This is a genomic window from Salinibacterium sp. NYA9b (assembly GCF_976973725.1).
This window is the reverse complement of the sequence record NZ_OZ333476.1, coordinates 356,996-370,316: the sequence shown is the minus strand read 5'-3', so window position 1 is coordinate 370,316 and position 13,321 is coordinate 356,996. Positions and strand designations below refer to the sequence as shown.

Here is a 13,321-nt window from a genome sequence, read left to right as displayed (position 1 = left end):
ACTCGTCACCACTATTCAAGGAGTAACCATGTCCGTACCCACCCCCACTCGCGACGATAAGTTCTCGTTCGGTCTGTGGACCTTCGGATGGGCCGCAGCCGACCCCTTTGGTGGCCCGACGCGTGCGCCTGTCGACACCGTCTTCGCGGTCAACAAGCTCTCGGAGCTCGGCGCCTGGGGCATGACATTCCACGACGACGACCTGTTTCCGTTCGAAGCAACGGATGCCGAACGCCAGCACGAGATCGACCGCCTTCAGAAGGCCATGGCTGACACCGGCATCGTGATTCCCATGGTGACGACCAACCTCTTCAGCCACCCCGTCTTCAAAGATGGCGGCTTCACCTCCAACGACCGTGGCGTTCGCCGGTTCGCGCTCCGCAAGGTCATGCGCAACCTCGACCTCGCCGCCGAACTTGGAGCAAAAACCTTCGTTATGTGGGGTGGCCGCGAAGGCAGCGAGTACGACTCCGCTAAGGACATCGGTGCCGCACTCGACCGCTACCGCGAAGCCGTGAACCTACTCGGTGACTATGTCACCGACAAGGGATACGACATCAAGTTCGCGATCGAGCCCAAGCCGAACGAGCCTCGCGGCGACATCCTGCTCCCGACTCTTGGTCACGCGATGGCCTTCATCGCCACCCTCGAACGCCCCGAGCTGGTCGGCGTGAACCCTGAGACGGGTCACGAGCAGATGGCTGGACTCAACTTCACCCACGGCATCGCCCAAGCGCTGCACGCCAACAAGCTGTTCCACATTGACCTCAACGGTCAGCGCGGAATCAAGTATGACCAAGACCTCGTTTTCGGTCACGGCGATCTGCAGAATGCATTCTCGCTCGTCGACCTGCTCGAAAACGGTGGCCCCGGCGGCATCCCCTCCTATGACGGCCCCCGTCACTTCGACTTCAAGCCCTCGCGCACCGAAGACAGCACGGGCGTGTGGGAATCTGTTAAGGCCAACATGAGCATGTACTTAATGCTCAAGGAGCGCGCTGCGGCTTTCCGTGCTGATTCAGAGGTGCAGGAAGCTCTGTCTGCGGCAAAGGTTGCTGAGCTCAGCGTTCCCACGCTCGGTGAGGGCGAGTCGTACAATGACTTCCTCGCAGACCGCGCATCATTCGAAGACTTCAAGCCTGAGCGCTTCTTCGATGGCGAAGGCTTCGGCTTCGTTCGCCTCCAGCAACTCGCGATGGAGCACCTGATGGGTGCCCGCGGCTAGTACTGCGCAGCACAGACGAACGCCGTCTAGTTTGCTCCGAAGGGAGTGAGCTAGGCGGCTTTCTCGTTAGCTAAGGTGCGGCTCACCCGCGCGAGCCTATTCCCGCAAGCTGCCGGCCACGAACGACAGATCGTGGCCGTCGCGGGACATTGCGCGGAAGCCAAGGCGTTTCGCAAGGGCGATCGATGCTTCGTTGCTCTCGTCAATAACGGCGACGAGCCATTGGATATTCACCTCGGTGAAGGCGAACTCCATGATCGCTTCAGCAGCCTCGCGGGCATAGCCCTGGCCGTACGCATCCGGATGCAAGATCCAACTGATTTCGGCTGTCCGGCTCGAGAGCGAGACCGACCGAAGATGAAGTGCTACATCACCAATGAGCTGCCCTTCGTGCTCGATGCCGAGGGCTAGAAAGTCGTTCGCCTGTCGCAAGGTCACATGCTTTGTGCGGTGAAGCAGGTGCGCATAGGACTCCGCGCGATCGCGCTGGGGCCACGACGTGAACTTGTGCACGTCAGGCGATGACTGAATTTCGTACCACCGTGTGGAGTCATCAGCGCGGTGTGGACGCAGGGTGAGACGGTCGGTGACCAGCGTCGGCGCGTTGATGGTTCGGTCCATCGACGGACCGCGCACGAAGCGTGGGCGAAGGCTCAGCTTCATCAAGCGATTTCCTCATTCGGTCGGGGGGGGGGGGTTGGCTCGTGGTGAGAACCCACTGAATGTCCGCTGCAGGTCCATTCCGATAGAAAACCACAGATTTCTATGAAACAGCCAAGAGAACGCCCCTAAAGTTGAAGGTATTTCACTTAACGACGCGCAAGCCTGTCCGATTGAGGGGTTCGACGCAAGCGCCCCCAGCAGGGCCTTGGGTGCGGCAAAGAGGAAGCAGGAACCAGAGGACTCTGCGTGCGCTCCATACCGCGCTGGCCGCGACTTTAGGTGAAGAGACTCACGCCACCTGGACCGACCAGCAGTCCCACGACGATGAGAACAATGCCCCAGAGTAGCTGGCGGCGAACGAGCGCGACAATGCCAGAAATAACGAGAACTGCCGCAATGATCCAGAGAAGTGTTGCCATGGTGTTGCTCCCTTTCGTTACGCTTCGACGACCTCAGACCTAAAGCCAGATCGAGTCTGGTGAAGAAACTGTACCCCCCATTCGGGATTTGAGCACTGTATTTCATCCACATTGTCGCGGTAATAATCGCGACGGCAAGGACGCCACGACCGATCTCGTGACCGCGCTCGCTATCAGCTCATTCAACCTGCGCTCGATAGCCACATTCTTCCTGAAGCTCAGAGGCCGGACCATCGAGAAGCCCATCCGGGCACGCCGTCGAAAAGTCGAGAACAAGCGTCCTCTGGCTCGAACAGTATCCGCGACCAAAAGAGCAGTCCCGATGGACGGCGAAGAGAAAGATCTCTTCAAGATCTTCGCGGTCAATCGATCAAATGAAGAATGCGGCTTCACACAATGAAACCGCCAACTGTAGCTGAGGCGGGATTCGAACCCGCGACCTCACGATTATGAGACGTGTATCCGTTGTAGCCGCTCGTTATGCGAGCCAACACTACTACCACCGAAGCTGGTGCAGCTGAGGTAATCGCGCGCGGCTGCGTGCGCCCCATCAAGACCTCTACGGGCATCTGGGTGCGCTGCGGTTCTCGCGTCAAGAGCAGCTGCGGCTCGTGCGCTGAACTGTACCGGGGAGACTGGGCTTCAATAGCTCGTTCCGGCGTTTTCGACGGCCCGGTGCAGAACTATGGCTTCTACCTGCTGACCCTGACCGCCCCTTCCTTCGGTGCCGTTCACCGAGTACCAAAGCACGAACGGCAAGCCGTTTCTCGGTGCAAATGTGGTCACCTACACACCGCCAACGACGCTGGATTACGCGGCGTAGCTCTGCGCCCCTCGAGCTATGACTACGCGGGGCAGGCCGCATGGAACCGTGACGCGGGGCTGCTGTGGGATCGCACGCGGCGGCGGCTGCGGGATCGCTGGGACTCGGTGGAGTACTTCATCGTGCGCGAGTGGCAAGACCGTGGTGTGCTGCACGTTCACGTGCTGGTTCGCATCGCACGTTCCGAAGCGCCGGATGCTGACGTTTTACTCAACGCGGCGCGCTCAGCTGTCGCCTTCTCCAAGATCGACGGCGCGCGGGTCGAGTGGGGCGCACAACCGAAGTGTGACGCTTTCCGGGCTGACGGTGACGGCGCGAAAACGATCTGGTATCTCTCCAAAGCGCTGAACTACGTCATGAAGGATGTCGTGCACCAGGGCGAGACGGTGCACCCTCGCGTGTGGTCGCATCTGCTCGCGCTCGAGCAAGCCGCACGCGCAATGCGTTGCGCGCCCGACTGCGAACCAGAGTTCTGCCGTGGCCGGGTGCATGAGCGCTACGGCGCACGCTCCCAAGTGGTGAGCGCGTCCCGCCGCACGAAGCACCGCCCCGGCTGGTCGTTCACTGGCCTTACCCGCACGGTGCAGCGTCGGCTGCGGCTCGAGTGGTTTCTAGCGAACGTCGAAGCGCCGGAATCTGCGGCGCATCCAGCGGAGAAGGTGGAGGCCGTCGAGGGCCGCTCGCTGCGTATCCGACGAGAGCTAGCCCCCTGCGCGGCGGCGGTTCCGTGAGCGGGAAGGGAGGTGATGAGAATGGCTGAACCTGATTGCCAAATCTGCGCGATGATGGGCCTTCGCGCGTGTGATGCGTGCGGAAACCCCACCCCGCCGAAGGAAGAACGTGACGCGTTTGGGCGCGAGTTGTGCGCTTACTGCGTCTGACTGGTGGATGTAGCCGGCCATGAAGGTGGCGGGCTGGGCGGGTGTCGCGCGTGGTTGCCCCGGAGGGGCGAACGCGCGGCCCCGCACGGCCACCCGCCTGCACGCCGGACCATCAACCCAGCCACGCCGGGGAGCCAACCACGAATTTAAGGGCAACCGTAGCGCGAAGCGCGAAGGGCGGCAGTTCCATTTGGTGTTCTACAGACCACGCTCACGCTCCCGAGATGCCCAGTAGGTACGGGTAAAGGGCATCGTTACTGCTTTCAGCGCGACGCTCCGATCAGTCTCGCTCGGGGCTAGTGACTTTATCCGCCAGCCGCCCATGTTGCCGGGGACGCGTTCGACGATCGTCCCTCCTTGGACGACTCGGTGCGATTCGTTCGCACCGAAGTCTCCGGGATACTCATATGTCACTCCTGCAACTTCTCGTTCCTCGCTCGTCCCGCCCTCCCGTAAAAGTGCAATCTCTATCCATTCTTGTAGTGACTGCTCTCGCGTAACCCATTGCGTAGTGGCGGCGCCTGGCATAATGACCACCTCGCGCCCTCCTTCGGGATGATCAATCCGAACGCGCGCGCGTCTCGGACCATCATTCGACACGCTGATTTCCATACCAACTGCGATGGGGATCGCGTTGTCCCGAGGGGTTATGAACTCCTCGCCTACCTTCAGCTCGACGGGCTGGGATTCATCTGACAACCGTTCCGGATCCGCCTCGAATTTGTCGTTGCGCCACATCTCTCGCGCTTGTCTGGTGACTTCTACTGTCAACCTCGGCATCTCAGCATCGATTGCTGCGCGCTGGGCATCCGTCCGCAAGAGAGCGGCATGGGCAATCTCATCTCGAGCTAGCCCCAAGGTCTCTTCTGTGGTGTTCAAACTCCTACGCGTCAGAAACACCTGCGAGGCAATGAACACTGCCGAGAGGGTGGTCGCAATCGCGGCGGAAAGGGTACTCCACGCGGCGAGCGACTCAATAAACGTAGGTTCAATTGCGGCAAGAGGCATGAACGGAGCCTATTGCCAAAGTTCGCGTTGCGCCTGTCGACATAATTCATCGTGGGGAGCGGCCGTGCCGTGGGTGTGCCGCATGTTTACGTGCTGGGTCGCATCAAGCGCAGCGCGTAGGGCGGCAGCTATCCCGCTGATACTGTGCACTCATGAAGCTCACGCTCTCGTACATTGGACCGCTCCCCGCCACTCAGGGACGGGTATCGAAAGTCAAGGCGACGCTAAGAGAGCATTTCCATCCTCAAATAAAGGCCCAAGTTCAAGGGTTCACCGGTGGGGGTGTTTTGCCGATGATAACGAGCGAGGTTGAGGGGCACGGGTTCGTGTCGCCTGCTCACGACAAGTTTAGAACGGCAGTCGAGCTCGATGTCCTCTTACTTACGCCACCATCTCGACGCCCAGTGGGCGATCCCGACAATCGACTAAAGACGCTCATCGACGGGCTGACGAGACCTGCCAACTCGCAGCAAATGCAAGACTTCACTCACCCATCAGATGGCGGCCCAACCTATTGCCTCATGGATGATGACTTCCTTGTGAAACGTGTTGGCCTGGAGAGTCGAGTCTGGCACTCCCCCGAAGCTGCATCCGAAGGCCACGCTCTGGTCATAGTAACCGCCACAATCGTCCTTGGTGAGGGGTCGAGCGACACTAATCCGTTCGCAAACATCTTCTTCCTGCTCTGAGCATCTTGATCTTGTATAGAAGATTTCGGGAGAACCATTAGAGATAGCCCCTGACGGTCGTTGGCCGTAGTCTTGTAGTCGCGGATTACGAAACTAGGAGACGATACGAAGTGGCTGATTTCAGAGCGGATCGCATGCCATCACCCGAAGGTGAAGGCCGAGCAAGGAGCGCCCTCGAGACAGCTTGGGACTCCTACCATTCAGCGAACCAGACGGTAAACAAACCTCTGCTTGCCGCATTTCCCGGCATCAAAACGCTCATGCGTGGGTACATCAACTCGACCATGTTCGACCTCTTCGGCTTCTGGATTCTCTGGCGACTCGTCGGCGGATTTGAAGGCATGCAGGAAAACCTCGGCATGAGTAGATCAAGCGTCTACCGGCGCATCTCGCAGTTCCGAGCTGCGTTTGGAGAACATCCAGACGTCTACGAGTTTCCCGGAATCGAGATAGACGTGGAGGCGTTCCTCAAGGGCATGGGGGAACGTCAGAATAAAAGCTAGTCCCAGAATGTTGCACTAGCCGCATCTAGTGTCGTAGTCTCAGACTATGAGACTTCCCACCAGCAAGCGCACCTCGGTGACGCTTGCCGACTTCTACGACGAGTTTCACTCTGTCGTGGCAGAGGAACTTGTCTCTAACGCCGTCGCGGCATACTCCCGTGCTTGGCGGCTGCGCGTCCAACCTTCCCTCGGCAGCTTGGCGCTTGAGCAGCTGACGCCGCTCACCATCTCCCGCGCTCGTGCCGCGTGGAGCGGCAGCCCCTCCACAAAACAGGACGCGCTCGCGCTACTCTCCCGCCTGCTGGGCCTCGCCGTGATGGAAGGTCTCATTCTTGCGAACCCCTGCAAATCGCTCCGTGCCTCACGCGGCAAAGCCCACGATGCTGACCCCGTAAGCCGCGCGCTGAGCGACGTTCAGGTCGCACGCATGCTCACACTCGCGGACTTCCACCCGTTCGGACAGCGCTCGCTCGCCGGGCTTGCCTTCACCGGCCTGCGCCTGGGGGAACTCGTTGGGCTGCGCTGGGAGGACGTTGACACGGGGCAAGGCCTCATTACGGTACGTCGAACCTACTCCCCCAATGGCAGCGGCAAACTCGAGATTCGCCCCACGAAGAGTGGGCACATCCGAAGCGTGCCGATCCTCAACGAACTACTGCCGTGGCTCGAGCAGGCACAGGAAGCCGGATTCGATCATGTTTTTACGGGCGTGCGTGGTGGGCCGTTTGACAGCGGCAACCTCTCGCGGGCCGTGAAGTGGCCGCAGATTCGTGGACAGATCGCGACATTCTCCGACGGGCGTGAGCTTCGGTTCCATGACCTCCGGCACACGTTTCTGACGCGTCTCGCGCGGGCGGGAAACTCGCCCCAGAACATTCAGCGCGTAGCTGGTCACGCATCGATTACGACTACCGAGCTTTATACGCGCTCGTCGTCAACCGAAGCGGCACTGGCAGTGCGAGAGAAGATGAACCCCTCGAATCGTGAGGTCACATTTCGAGGGGGTGAGAACGCGGCAAATCTGCGGATTCTCGGGCATCTTTAGTTGTAGCTGAGGCGGGATTCGAACCCGCGACCTCACGATTATGAGTCGTGCGCTCTCACCAACTGAGCTACTCAGCCGCATCATCCAATTGCTGGATAAGCGAGCCCCCTGTGGGAATCGGACCCACTACCTCTTCCTTACCAAGGAAGTGCTCTACCAATGAGCTAAGGGGGCACACAAAAGCGCTGAACGCGCAATTGGCACCGTAAGAGACTAGCACCCGTTTAGGGCCTCTAAGTACGCTTTTGGGTCAAAATCGACCCTACAAGAAGATTAGTCGACAGCATTCGTCGTGAGCCAAGCATAGGGGTCAACGGGAACACCATCGAGGTGTACTTCGAAGTGCAAGTGTGCGCCGTAGGCGATACCAGTTTCACCAACGAGACCGATGAAATCGCCGGCCTTAATCTCTTGTCCAACCACAAGCGGGCTGGAGTCGGTGATCATGTGGGCGTAAAGGCTTTCGACCTGCTGCCCGTTGATGACGTGGCTAATGATCGCGTGATATCCGTAGCCCGACCAGTCGGCCTGGATGAGGTCAACAGTGCCGTCTGCGATTGCATAGATGGGCGTACCGGATGCGGCCGCAAAGTCTGTTCCCTTGTGGAAGCCGCCGACGCGATCGCCGAAACCATCAGTGATGGGGACCGTATAGGGGAACGGCCAGCGCACAGCGCCGACAGTCGCGTTGTAGTCGTAGTCGACTCCCGCATACTGCAGCGCCAGAACTTCGGCGTAGGAGATGACCTTGATGCTGTCGTGGGCAGCGAGTTCGCTTTCGACTTCACCCGACACTGCCAAGGACTGCGAGGGGCGAACGTTGTTGCTGAGGGCCGCGAGATCTGCTTCCGGGGCAATAGCTGCCGTGATCGCAGCGTCGCCATCCACGAACGCGTTCGAGGGCACCGAGACGCCAACCAGGATCGCTCCAGCAAAAAGCATGGCGACGAAGGAGAAGGCTTTGGATGCGGCGGCCTTCGTGCGGCGACGGGGCGTTCCACTTGGTGCGAATGCTGCACTCGAAACCCAGACGCGCTTCGACTTCACGGCGGAGCCACGTGGCGCGCGGGCAGCCGGAGCTGTGGCAACCTTCGTCGGCTTCGGCGCACGAGCACTCTTGGCGGCTTTGCCCGACTTCGCCCGCTTCTTTCTCGCCAGATCGTGCGCAACGTGCGCAGCCGGGGCGACAGCCACAGAAGTGGATGCGATAGCCGGATCTGGGGTGATGCCAAAAATGCTGAGCGGCTCGTCGGACGAAGCCTGTTCAGCCACCAGATCCGACGCAACCGACGCGGTGGATGCGGGCACCGTCGCGATCGGCGCGGTGAAGAGTCGTTCCGAAACGGTTGGGGCTCCCGCTGCTGGCGCAGTGGCACCGAGCACCGACGCCGAAACCGAGGCGGGCGCTGTGGGGATCGCCGGCACTGCCGCTGCGTTGGCCTGCTGGGCGCGCAAAGAGCGTCGGCTGGGCAGCGAAGCTTCGACCACCGGGGCCGTAGTGATTACGGGAGCCGCTTCGAGAACCGGCGCCGTATAGGCCACCGGAGCCACTTCGGCGACAACAGCCACGTCAATGGCGAGTGCCCGCTCAACCACTACCGGCGCGTGGTCGGCAGTGGGCTCATCCATCGAGTGCGGCGTAAACAGGTCAGCGAGCACGGGAGTAGTCGGCGCCTCCACCGACGGGGTAGCAGCGGACTGCTTCGTGCTGCGCTGCTTCGTGCCGTGCTTCTGCTTAGCGTCAAGCTGAGCCACACGTTCGAGCTCGCGCAGTTGCTTTCGAGTGAGCGGAGCGTTGCCCGCGGTTCCCGGTTGCTGTGGGAACAGGTGGTCTCGGCTCATAGAGCGAGACCGGCGTGACGGGAGGAGAGAGTCGCTGCGGCGCTGGCGCTCGTCAGTGACATTCTTCTCCTCCACGCGATTCACCTGCTAGGTGTGAATGCATAATTCGGGTATGAACCTACGCGCGTACGGGTTGCACGCAGGTAACAGATTCATAAAGGCTAGCGCGCAAGTGGTCTAGTTGCCACACCTTTTTAAAGTGGTCTAGTTCACGCGTCTAGCTGCATTAATACTGCCTCAAGTTTCTGGGCAACTGCTGGTTCCGCAGCCAAGATAAAGTCCTTGCCTTCAGCCTGCGTTCCCCGGCCTTTCACCGTAGCGCCGGCCTCGCGGGCAATGAGCGCCCCGGCCGCATGGTCCCACGGGTTCAGGCTTTCTTCGTAGTACGCATTCACGCGCCCCGATGCCACCATGCAGAGGTCCAAGGATGCGGTGCCCATTCTGCGAATGTCGCGAACCTGGGGAAGCAGTCCTGCAACCACTCGCCCTTGTTTCACTCGCAGCTCTTGCAAATAGGAGAACCCGGTCGCTACCAAAGCCTGCGAGAGGTCTACTGCTTCGGCCACCTGAAGTCGTTCGCCGTTGAGGAACGCACCGCCGCCGGCCGTGGCGGTATAGGTCTCCTGAGCGCCGAGATTCACGACAGCCCCGGCGAGCGAGCGCCAGGTCGAAGGGTCGGGGTCGCCTTCGACAACGGCAACGCTGATGGCGTAGTGCGGGATGCCGTAGAGGTAGTTCACGGTGCCGTCAATGGGATCAACAACCCAGGTCAGTCCGCTCGTGCCCGTATTCGCTTCGCCTTCTTCGCCCAAGAATCCATCGTTGGGGCGCGCGGCGGCGATCAGGCTGCGGATGAGTTCTTCGCTTTCGCGGTCGGCGAAGGTCACGACATCCACCGACGATGTCTTGCGATCGGCAACGGCGACACCTTCGATGCGGCGCCGAGCGGCGAGCTCTGCCGCCTGCGTGGCAACGCTGCGGGCAAGGTCGAGGAGTTCGTCATGAGGCATGACTTAAGCCTAGGGCTCAGCGGAGGATGCGAGACCCGCACCATTGGGGCCCCGGCAACAGCACCGCACCTACAAGCGGCGAGATGTCATCCGATCGCAGGTGAAGTCAGCGCACCGTGCGCATTGATCCGAGCGCGAATGGAACGAGAGAGAGCGAGGGCAGCCTGATCGTCGGCGGCGCGCTGTTCAGCAGCCCCATCAGAGAGCCCCCTAATCAGTGCCATATCGGCAGCGAACAATGTTCGCGCCCAGTCTGCGTGCGAGAGCTCTTTGTCCCCGGCGAGCGCCTCGTGCAGTCGCTGCGCTTCCTCTTTCAACGCTGCGGAAGTTTCGATCCCCCACACCTGAAGAACTTCGTGCGGAGCAGAGTCTGTCGCCGACAACCGAGCTAGGCCGGTGGATAGCAGGGCGAGCTCGTCGTCGTCCAGTTCCAAGGCCAGGCGCGGACTCTCTTTTCCCGCCTCAGCACCTGCTGCCTCTTCGCGCTCCACGCGCAGCGATTGCATGGTGTCGACGATGACGGCAATAAAAAGGTTGAGCGTGATGAAGGCGGCGATCAGGATGAACGGCACGAAGAAGAGCCACGCTAGCGGCATCACTTCCATGATGGGGCGAACGATTCCCATCGACCAGCTTTCCAGCGTCATGATCTGAAAGAGCGAGTAGGTCGACTTTCCAATGTCTCCGAACCATTCGGGGAACGCATCGCCGAACAGTTCTGTTGACATGACGGATGCGACGAAGAAGACGAGGGACATCAACAGTGCGATGGCGCCGATGCCGGGGAATGAGCGCAGCAACGCTTCCACGACCATCCGCACTTGAGGCAGGAACTTCACGACGCGCAGGATTCGCAGCACGCGCAATGCCCGCAGCACCGAAAGCGGCCCAGAACTCGGAACAAGGGCGATCGCAACAACGATGAAGTCGAAAACGGTCCAGCCGTCGGTGAAGAAGCGCTTCGGACCGTAGGACACGAGCTTGAGCAGCAGCTCAATAACGAACACCACGAGCGCAATGCTGTCGAGGGCATGAAGCACGCTGTAGGTGGTCGTTCCCTCCTCAGCCGCGGTAGCGAGGGCAATCACCACGGCGTTCACGATGATGACGGCGAGAACGAAGTTCTGCACTGGGGCTGAGTCAACGAACTGCGCTAACCGATGACGAAAAGACGGGCTCTCGGGAGAAGAAGTTAGAGTCACGCGCCTATTATTCACGAAAGGCCCCACACTGTGCGCGCGGGGCCTTTCGGTATCTCGGTGGCGAGTGGGGGATTCGAACCCTCGAATGCGATGCAGTCTGATTTACAGTCAGATCCCTTTGGCCACTTGGGTAACTCGCCGAGACGCCTCCGGCCACATGTATTCATCTGACCGAACGCGCTGAACCAGAATACAAGGAATCTGGGCTTCACGTGACCACTTCCCGAAAACTGGTCGGTGGGAGTTCTCGGCCGACCGCGGGTAGCATGGGCGCATGGCTGATTCTTCGTTTGACATTGTGAGCAAAGTTGACCAAATGGAGGCGGAAAACGCCGTCAACCAGGCGCAAAAAGAGCTTGCTCAGCGTTACGACTTCAAGGGCGTAGGCGCCTCGGTGGAGTGGACTGGCGAAAGCCTCCTCCTCAAGGCAAGCGCTGAAGAGCGCGTGAAAGCGGTTCTCGAGGTGCTCGAGGCCAAGTTCATCAAGCGCGGCATCTCGCTGCGCAGCCTCGACGCCGGCGAGCCTTTCCCCAGCGGCAAGGAATACCGCATCGAGATCAGCCTCAAGAACGGCATCTCGTCAGAAGACGCCAAGAAGATTTCGAAGATCATCCGCGACGAAGCTCCTAAGAGCGTCAAATCGCAGATTCAGGGCGACGAACTGCGCGTGCAGTCGAAGAGCCGCGACGACCTTCAGGCCACGATGGCACTGCTGAAGGGCAAAGACATCGAAGTCGCTCTCCAGTTTGTGAACTTCCGCTAAGACTCCCCCAGCATGGATGTTTTCCTGCTGATCTTTGCTGCGACTCTGCTGGTTGCGGTGCTGTTCTCTGCGCTCGCGGGGCGAACGGTACTGTCGGCCGCTGTGCTGTTTTTGGTTGTCGGCTTTGTGATCGGCTCGGAGACAACGGGCATCCTCGATATCGATTCGTCGTCGACCGAGGTCTCGACAATCGCCGAGATCGCACTCTTTGTAGTGCTCTTCACGGATGGCATGAAGATGGGCTGGGGTGACTTGCGCAAGGCGTGGCGACTTCCCGGTCGCGCTCTCGGGTGGGGGTTGCCTCTCACTCTCGGCATCACAGCGGTATTGGCGCATTTCATGCTGGGGCTGGATTGGCCTGAAGCGTTACTGATCGGCGCGATCCTTGCCCCCACAGACCCGGTGTTCGCGGCCGCCCTTGTCGGCAACAAACAGGTGCCGGAGCGGTTGCGTCAGCTGCTGAATGTGGAGTCGGGCGTCAACGACGGTTTGGCGCTGCCCTTTGTGGTCGTGTTCTTGGCTGTCAGCTCGGGCTCAGAAGATTTGCACTTGGGCGAGCTGGGAATAGAACTTCTCGCGGGCACCGCCATCGGTATTGCGGTGCCGTGGATCGTCATCAAGGCCCTCCACACTCGGCTGTTTGCTGCTGCCGGCGTCTTCGAGCCGATCGTGCCGATTGCTATCGGCCTCTTGGTGTTCGCGCTGGCGAGCTATACCCACGCGAACCTCTTCTTGGCTGCGTTTGCCGCTGGCGTGATGGTGGCAACGGTGGGGCAAAAGGAGCGCGAAGCCTTCGAGGAGTTCGGCGAGATCATTTCCGAGCTTCTGAAACTCTTGGCGCTCATGGTCTTTGGCGCTCTCTTGTCGTTCAAGTTCTTGGGCGAAATCGCGTGGACGGGCTGGCTCTTCGCCGTGCTCGCACTGATCGCTGCTCGCCCGATCGCGTTGTACTTCTCGTTCCTCGGCTCCGGCCTCTCCATGCGTGAACAGGTTGCCGCCATGTGGTTCGGGCCCAAGGGGTTCGCGTCGGTCGTGTACGTGCTCGTCGTGGTCTCGGCCGACATCCCGGCTGGCGACCTTATTTTCCACATCGTGGCGCTCACGATTGCGATGTCGATCGTCGCCCATTCGTCAACGGATGTCGTGGTGGCTCGATCGTTCGTCACGCCCGATGAGACCCCCGCTTGGCAGGGCCCTCCCCCGCGCTGGTAGCCGCCGCGTCGCCGCGACCAGGCAGTCGGTTACTGG

14 protein-coding genes and 3 tRNA genes are annotated in these 13,321 nt (G+C 60.4%); 8 read left to right on the top strand and 9 right to left on the bottom strand.

The window, feature by feature from the left end:
- Positions 1 to 28: 28 nt before the first annotated feature.
- Positions 29 to 1,225, top strand: a complete 1,197-nt coding sequence (xylA, locus tag ACWFSR_RS01815; RefSeq protein ID WP_447522920.1) for a xylose isomerase — start codon at positions 29 to 31, stop codon at positions 1,223 to 1,225.
- Positions 1,226 to 1,321: 96 nt separating this feature from the next.
- Here xylA and ACWFSR_RS01810 read toward each other — a convergent pair whose 3' ends face one another.
- Complete coding sequence (locus ACWFSR_RS01810) at positions 1,322 to 1,888, bottom strand: GNAT family N-acetyltransferase (RefSeq protein WP_447522919.1); 567 nt, start codon at positions 1,886 to 1,888, stop codon at positions 1,322 to 1,324.
- 275 nt (positions 1,889 to 2,163) lie between these two features.
- Complete coding sequence (locus ACWFSR_RS01805) at positions 2,164 to 2,307, bottom strand: GPGG-motif small membrane protein (protein WP_197108232.1); 144 nt, start codon at positions 2,305 to 2,307, stop codon at positions 2,164 to 2,166.
- A gap of 88 nt (positions 2,308 to 2,395) precedes the next feature.
- Between ACWFSR_RS01805 and ACWFSR_RS01800 the strand changes: the two genes are divergently transcribed.
- Positions 2,396 to 2,707 carry a hypothetical protein gene (locus ACWFSR_RS01800; RefSeq protein ID WP_447522918.1) on the top strand — a complete coding sequence of 104 codons (312 nt, stop codon included), beginning with the start codon at positions 2,396 to 2,398 and terminating at the stop codon, positions 2,705 to 2,707.
- A gap of 80 nt (positions 2,708 to 2,787) precedes the next feature.
- A complete protein-coding gene (locus ACWFSR_RS01795) occupies positions 2,788 to 3,861 on the top strand; it encodes a replication initiator (RefSeq protein ID WP_447522917.1) in 1,074 nt (357 codons plus the stop codon).
- 348 nt (positions 3,862 to 4,209) lie between these two features.
- On the opposite strand, the gene ACWFSR_RS01790 is transcribed toward ACWFSR_RS01795, so the two are convergent.
- Positions 4,210 to 5,019, bottom strand: coding sequence for a hypothetical protein (locus ACWFSR_RS01790; RefSeq protein WP_447522916.1), 810 nt, complete (start codon positions 5,017 to 5,019; stop codon positions 4,210 to 4,212).
- Positions 5,020 to 5,171: 152 nt separating this feature from the next.
- On the opposite strand from ACWFSR_RS01790, the gene ACWFSR_RS01785 reads away from it, so the two are divergent.
- The 3 genes from ACWFSR_RS01785 to ACWFSR_RS01775 all read left to right on the top strand — a co-directional run bounded on the left by ACWFSR_RS01785 (position 5,172) and on the right by ACWFSR_RS01775 (position 7,256).
- Positions 5,172 to 5,708 (top strand): hypothetical protein, encoded by a 537-nt coding sequence (locus tag ACWFSR_RS01785; RefSeq protein ID WP_447522915.1) that lies wholly within the window; start codon positions 5,172 to 5,174, stop codon positions 5,706 to 5,708.
- 110 nt (positions 5,709 to 5,818) lie between these two features.
- Complete coding sequence (locus ACWFSR_RS01780; RefSeq protein WP_447522914.1) at positions 5,819 to 6,211, top strand: hypothetical protein; 393 nt, start codon at positions 5,819 to 5,821, stop codon at positions 6,209 to 6,211.
- A gap of 46 nt (positions 6,212 to 6,257) precedes the next feature.
- Positions 6,258 to 7,256 (top strand): tyrosine-type recombinase/integrase, encoded by a 999-nt coding sequence (locus ACWFSR_RS01775; protein WP_447522913.1) that lies wholly within the window; start codon positions 6,258 to 6,260, stop codon positions 7,254 to 7,256.
- A 3-nt stretch (positions 7,257 to 7,259) separates the two neighbouring features.
- Here ACWFSR_RS01775 and ACWFSR_RS01770 read toward each other — a convergent pair.
- From ACWFSR_RS01770 to ACWFSR_RS01745, 6 genes are all read right to left on the bottom strand, one after another.
- Positions 7,260 to 7,333: transfer RNA gene (locus tag ACWFSR_RS01770), tRNA-Met, on the bottom strand.
- A 25-nt stretch (positions 7,334 to 7,358) separates the two neighbouring features.
- Positions 7,359 to 7,430: transfer RNA gene (locus ACWFSR_RS01765), tRNA-Thr, on the bottom strand.
- A 99-nt stretch (positions 7,431 to 7,529) separates the two neighbouring features.
- Positions 7,530 to 9,098 (bottom strand): peptidoglycan DD-metalloendopeptidase family protein, encoded by a 1,569-nt coding sequence (locus tag ACWFSR_RS01760; RefSeq protein ID WP_447522912.1) that lies wholly within the window; start codon positions 9,096 to 9,098, stop codon positions 7,530 to 7,532.
- A 209-nt stretch (positions 9,099 to 9,307) separates the two neighbouring features.
- Positions 9,308 to 10,108 (bottom strand): inositol monophosphatase family protein, encoded by an 801-nt coding sequence (locus tag ACWFSR_RS01755; protein WP_447522911.1) that lies wholly within the window; start codon positions 10,106 to 10,108, stop codon positions 9,308 to 9,310.
- Positions 10,109 to 10,194: 86 nt separating this feature from the next.
- Entirely contained in the window at positions 10,195 to 11,310 is a 1,116-nt protein-coding gene (locus ACWFSR_RS01750; RefSeq protein WP_447522910.1) for an ion transporter, read from the bottom strand.
- Positions 11,311 to 11,368: 58 nt separating this feature from the next.
- Positions 11,369 to 11,450: transfer RNA gene (locus tag ACWFSR_RS01745), tRNA-Tyr, on the bottom strand.
- Positions 11,451 to 11,584: 134 nt separating this feature from the next.
- On the opposite strand from ACWFSR_RS01745, the gene ACWFSR_RS01740 reads away from it, so the two are divergent.
- Positions 11,585 to 12,073, top strand: a complete 489-nt coding sequence (locus ACWFSR_RS01740; protein ID WP_197108252.1) for a YajQ family cyclic di-GMP-binding protein — start codon at positions 11,585 to 11,587, stop codon at positions 12,071 to 12,073.
- Between the two features lie 12 nt (positions 12,074 to 12,085).
- Positions 12,086 to 13,285, top strand: a complete 1,200-nt coding sequence (locus ACWFSR_RS01735) for a cation:proton antiporter (protein ID WP_197108262.1) — start codon at positions 12,086 to 12,088, stop codon at positions 13,283 to 13,285.
- Positions 13,286 to 13,321 lie beyond the last annotated feature (36 nt).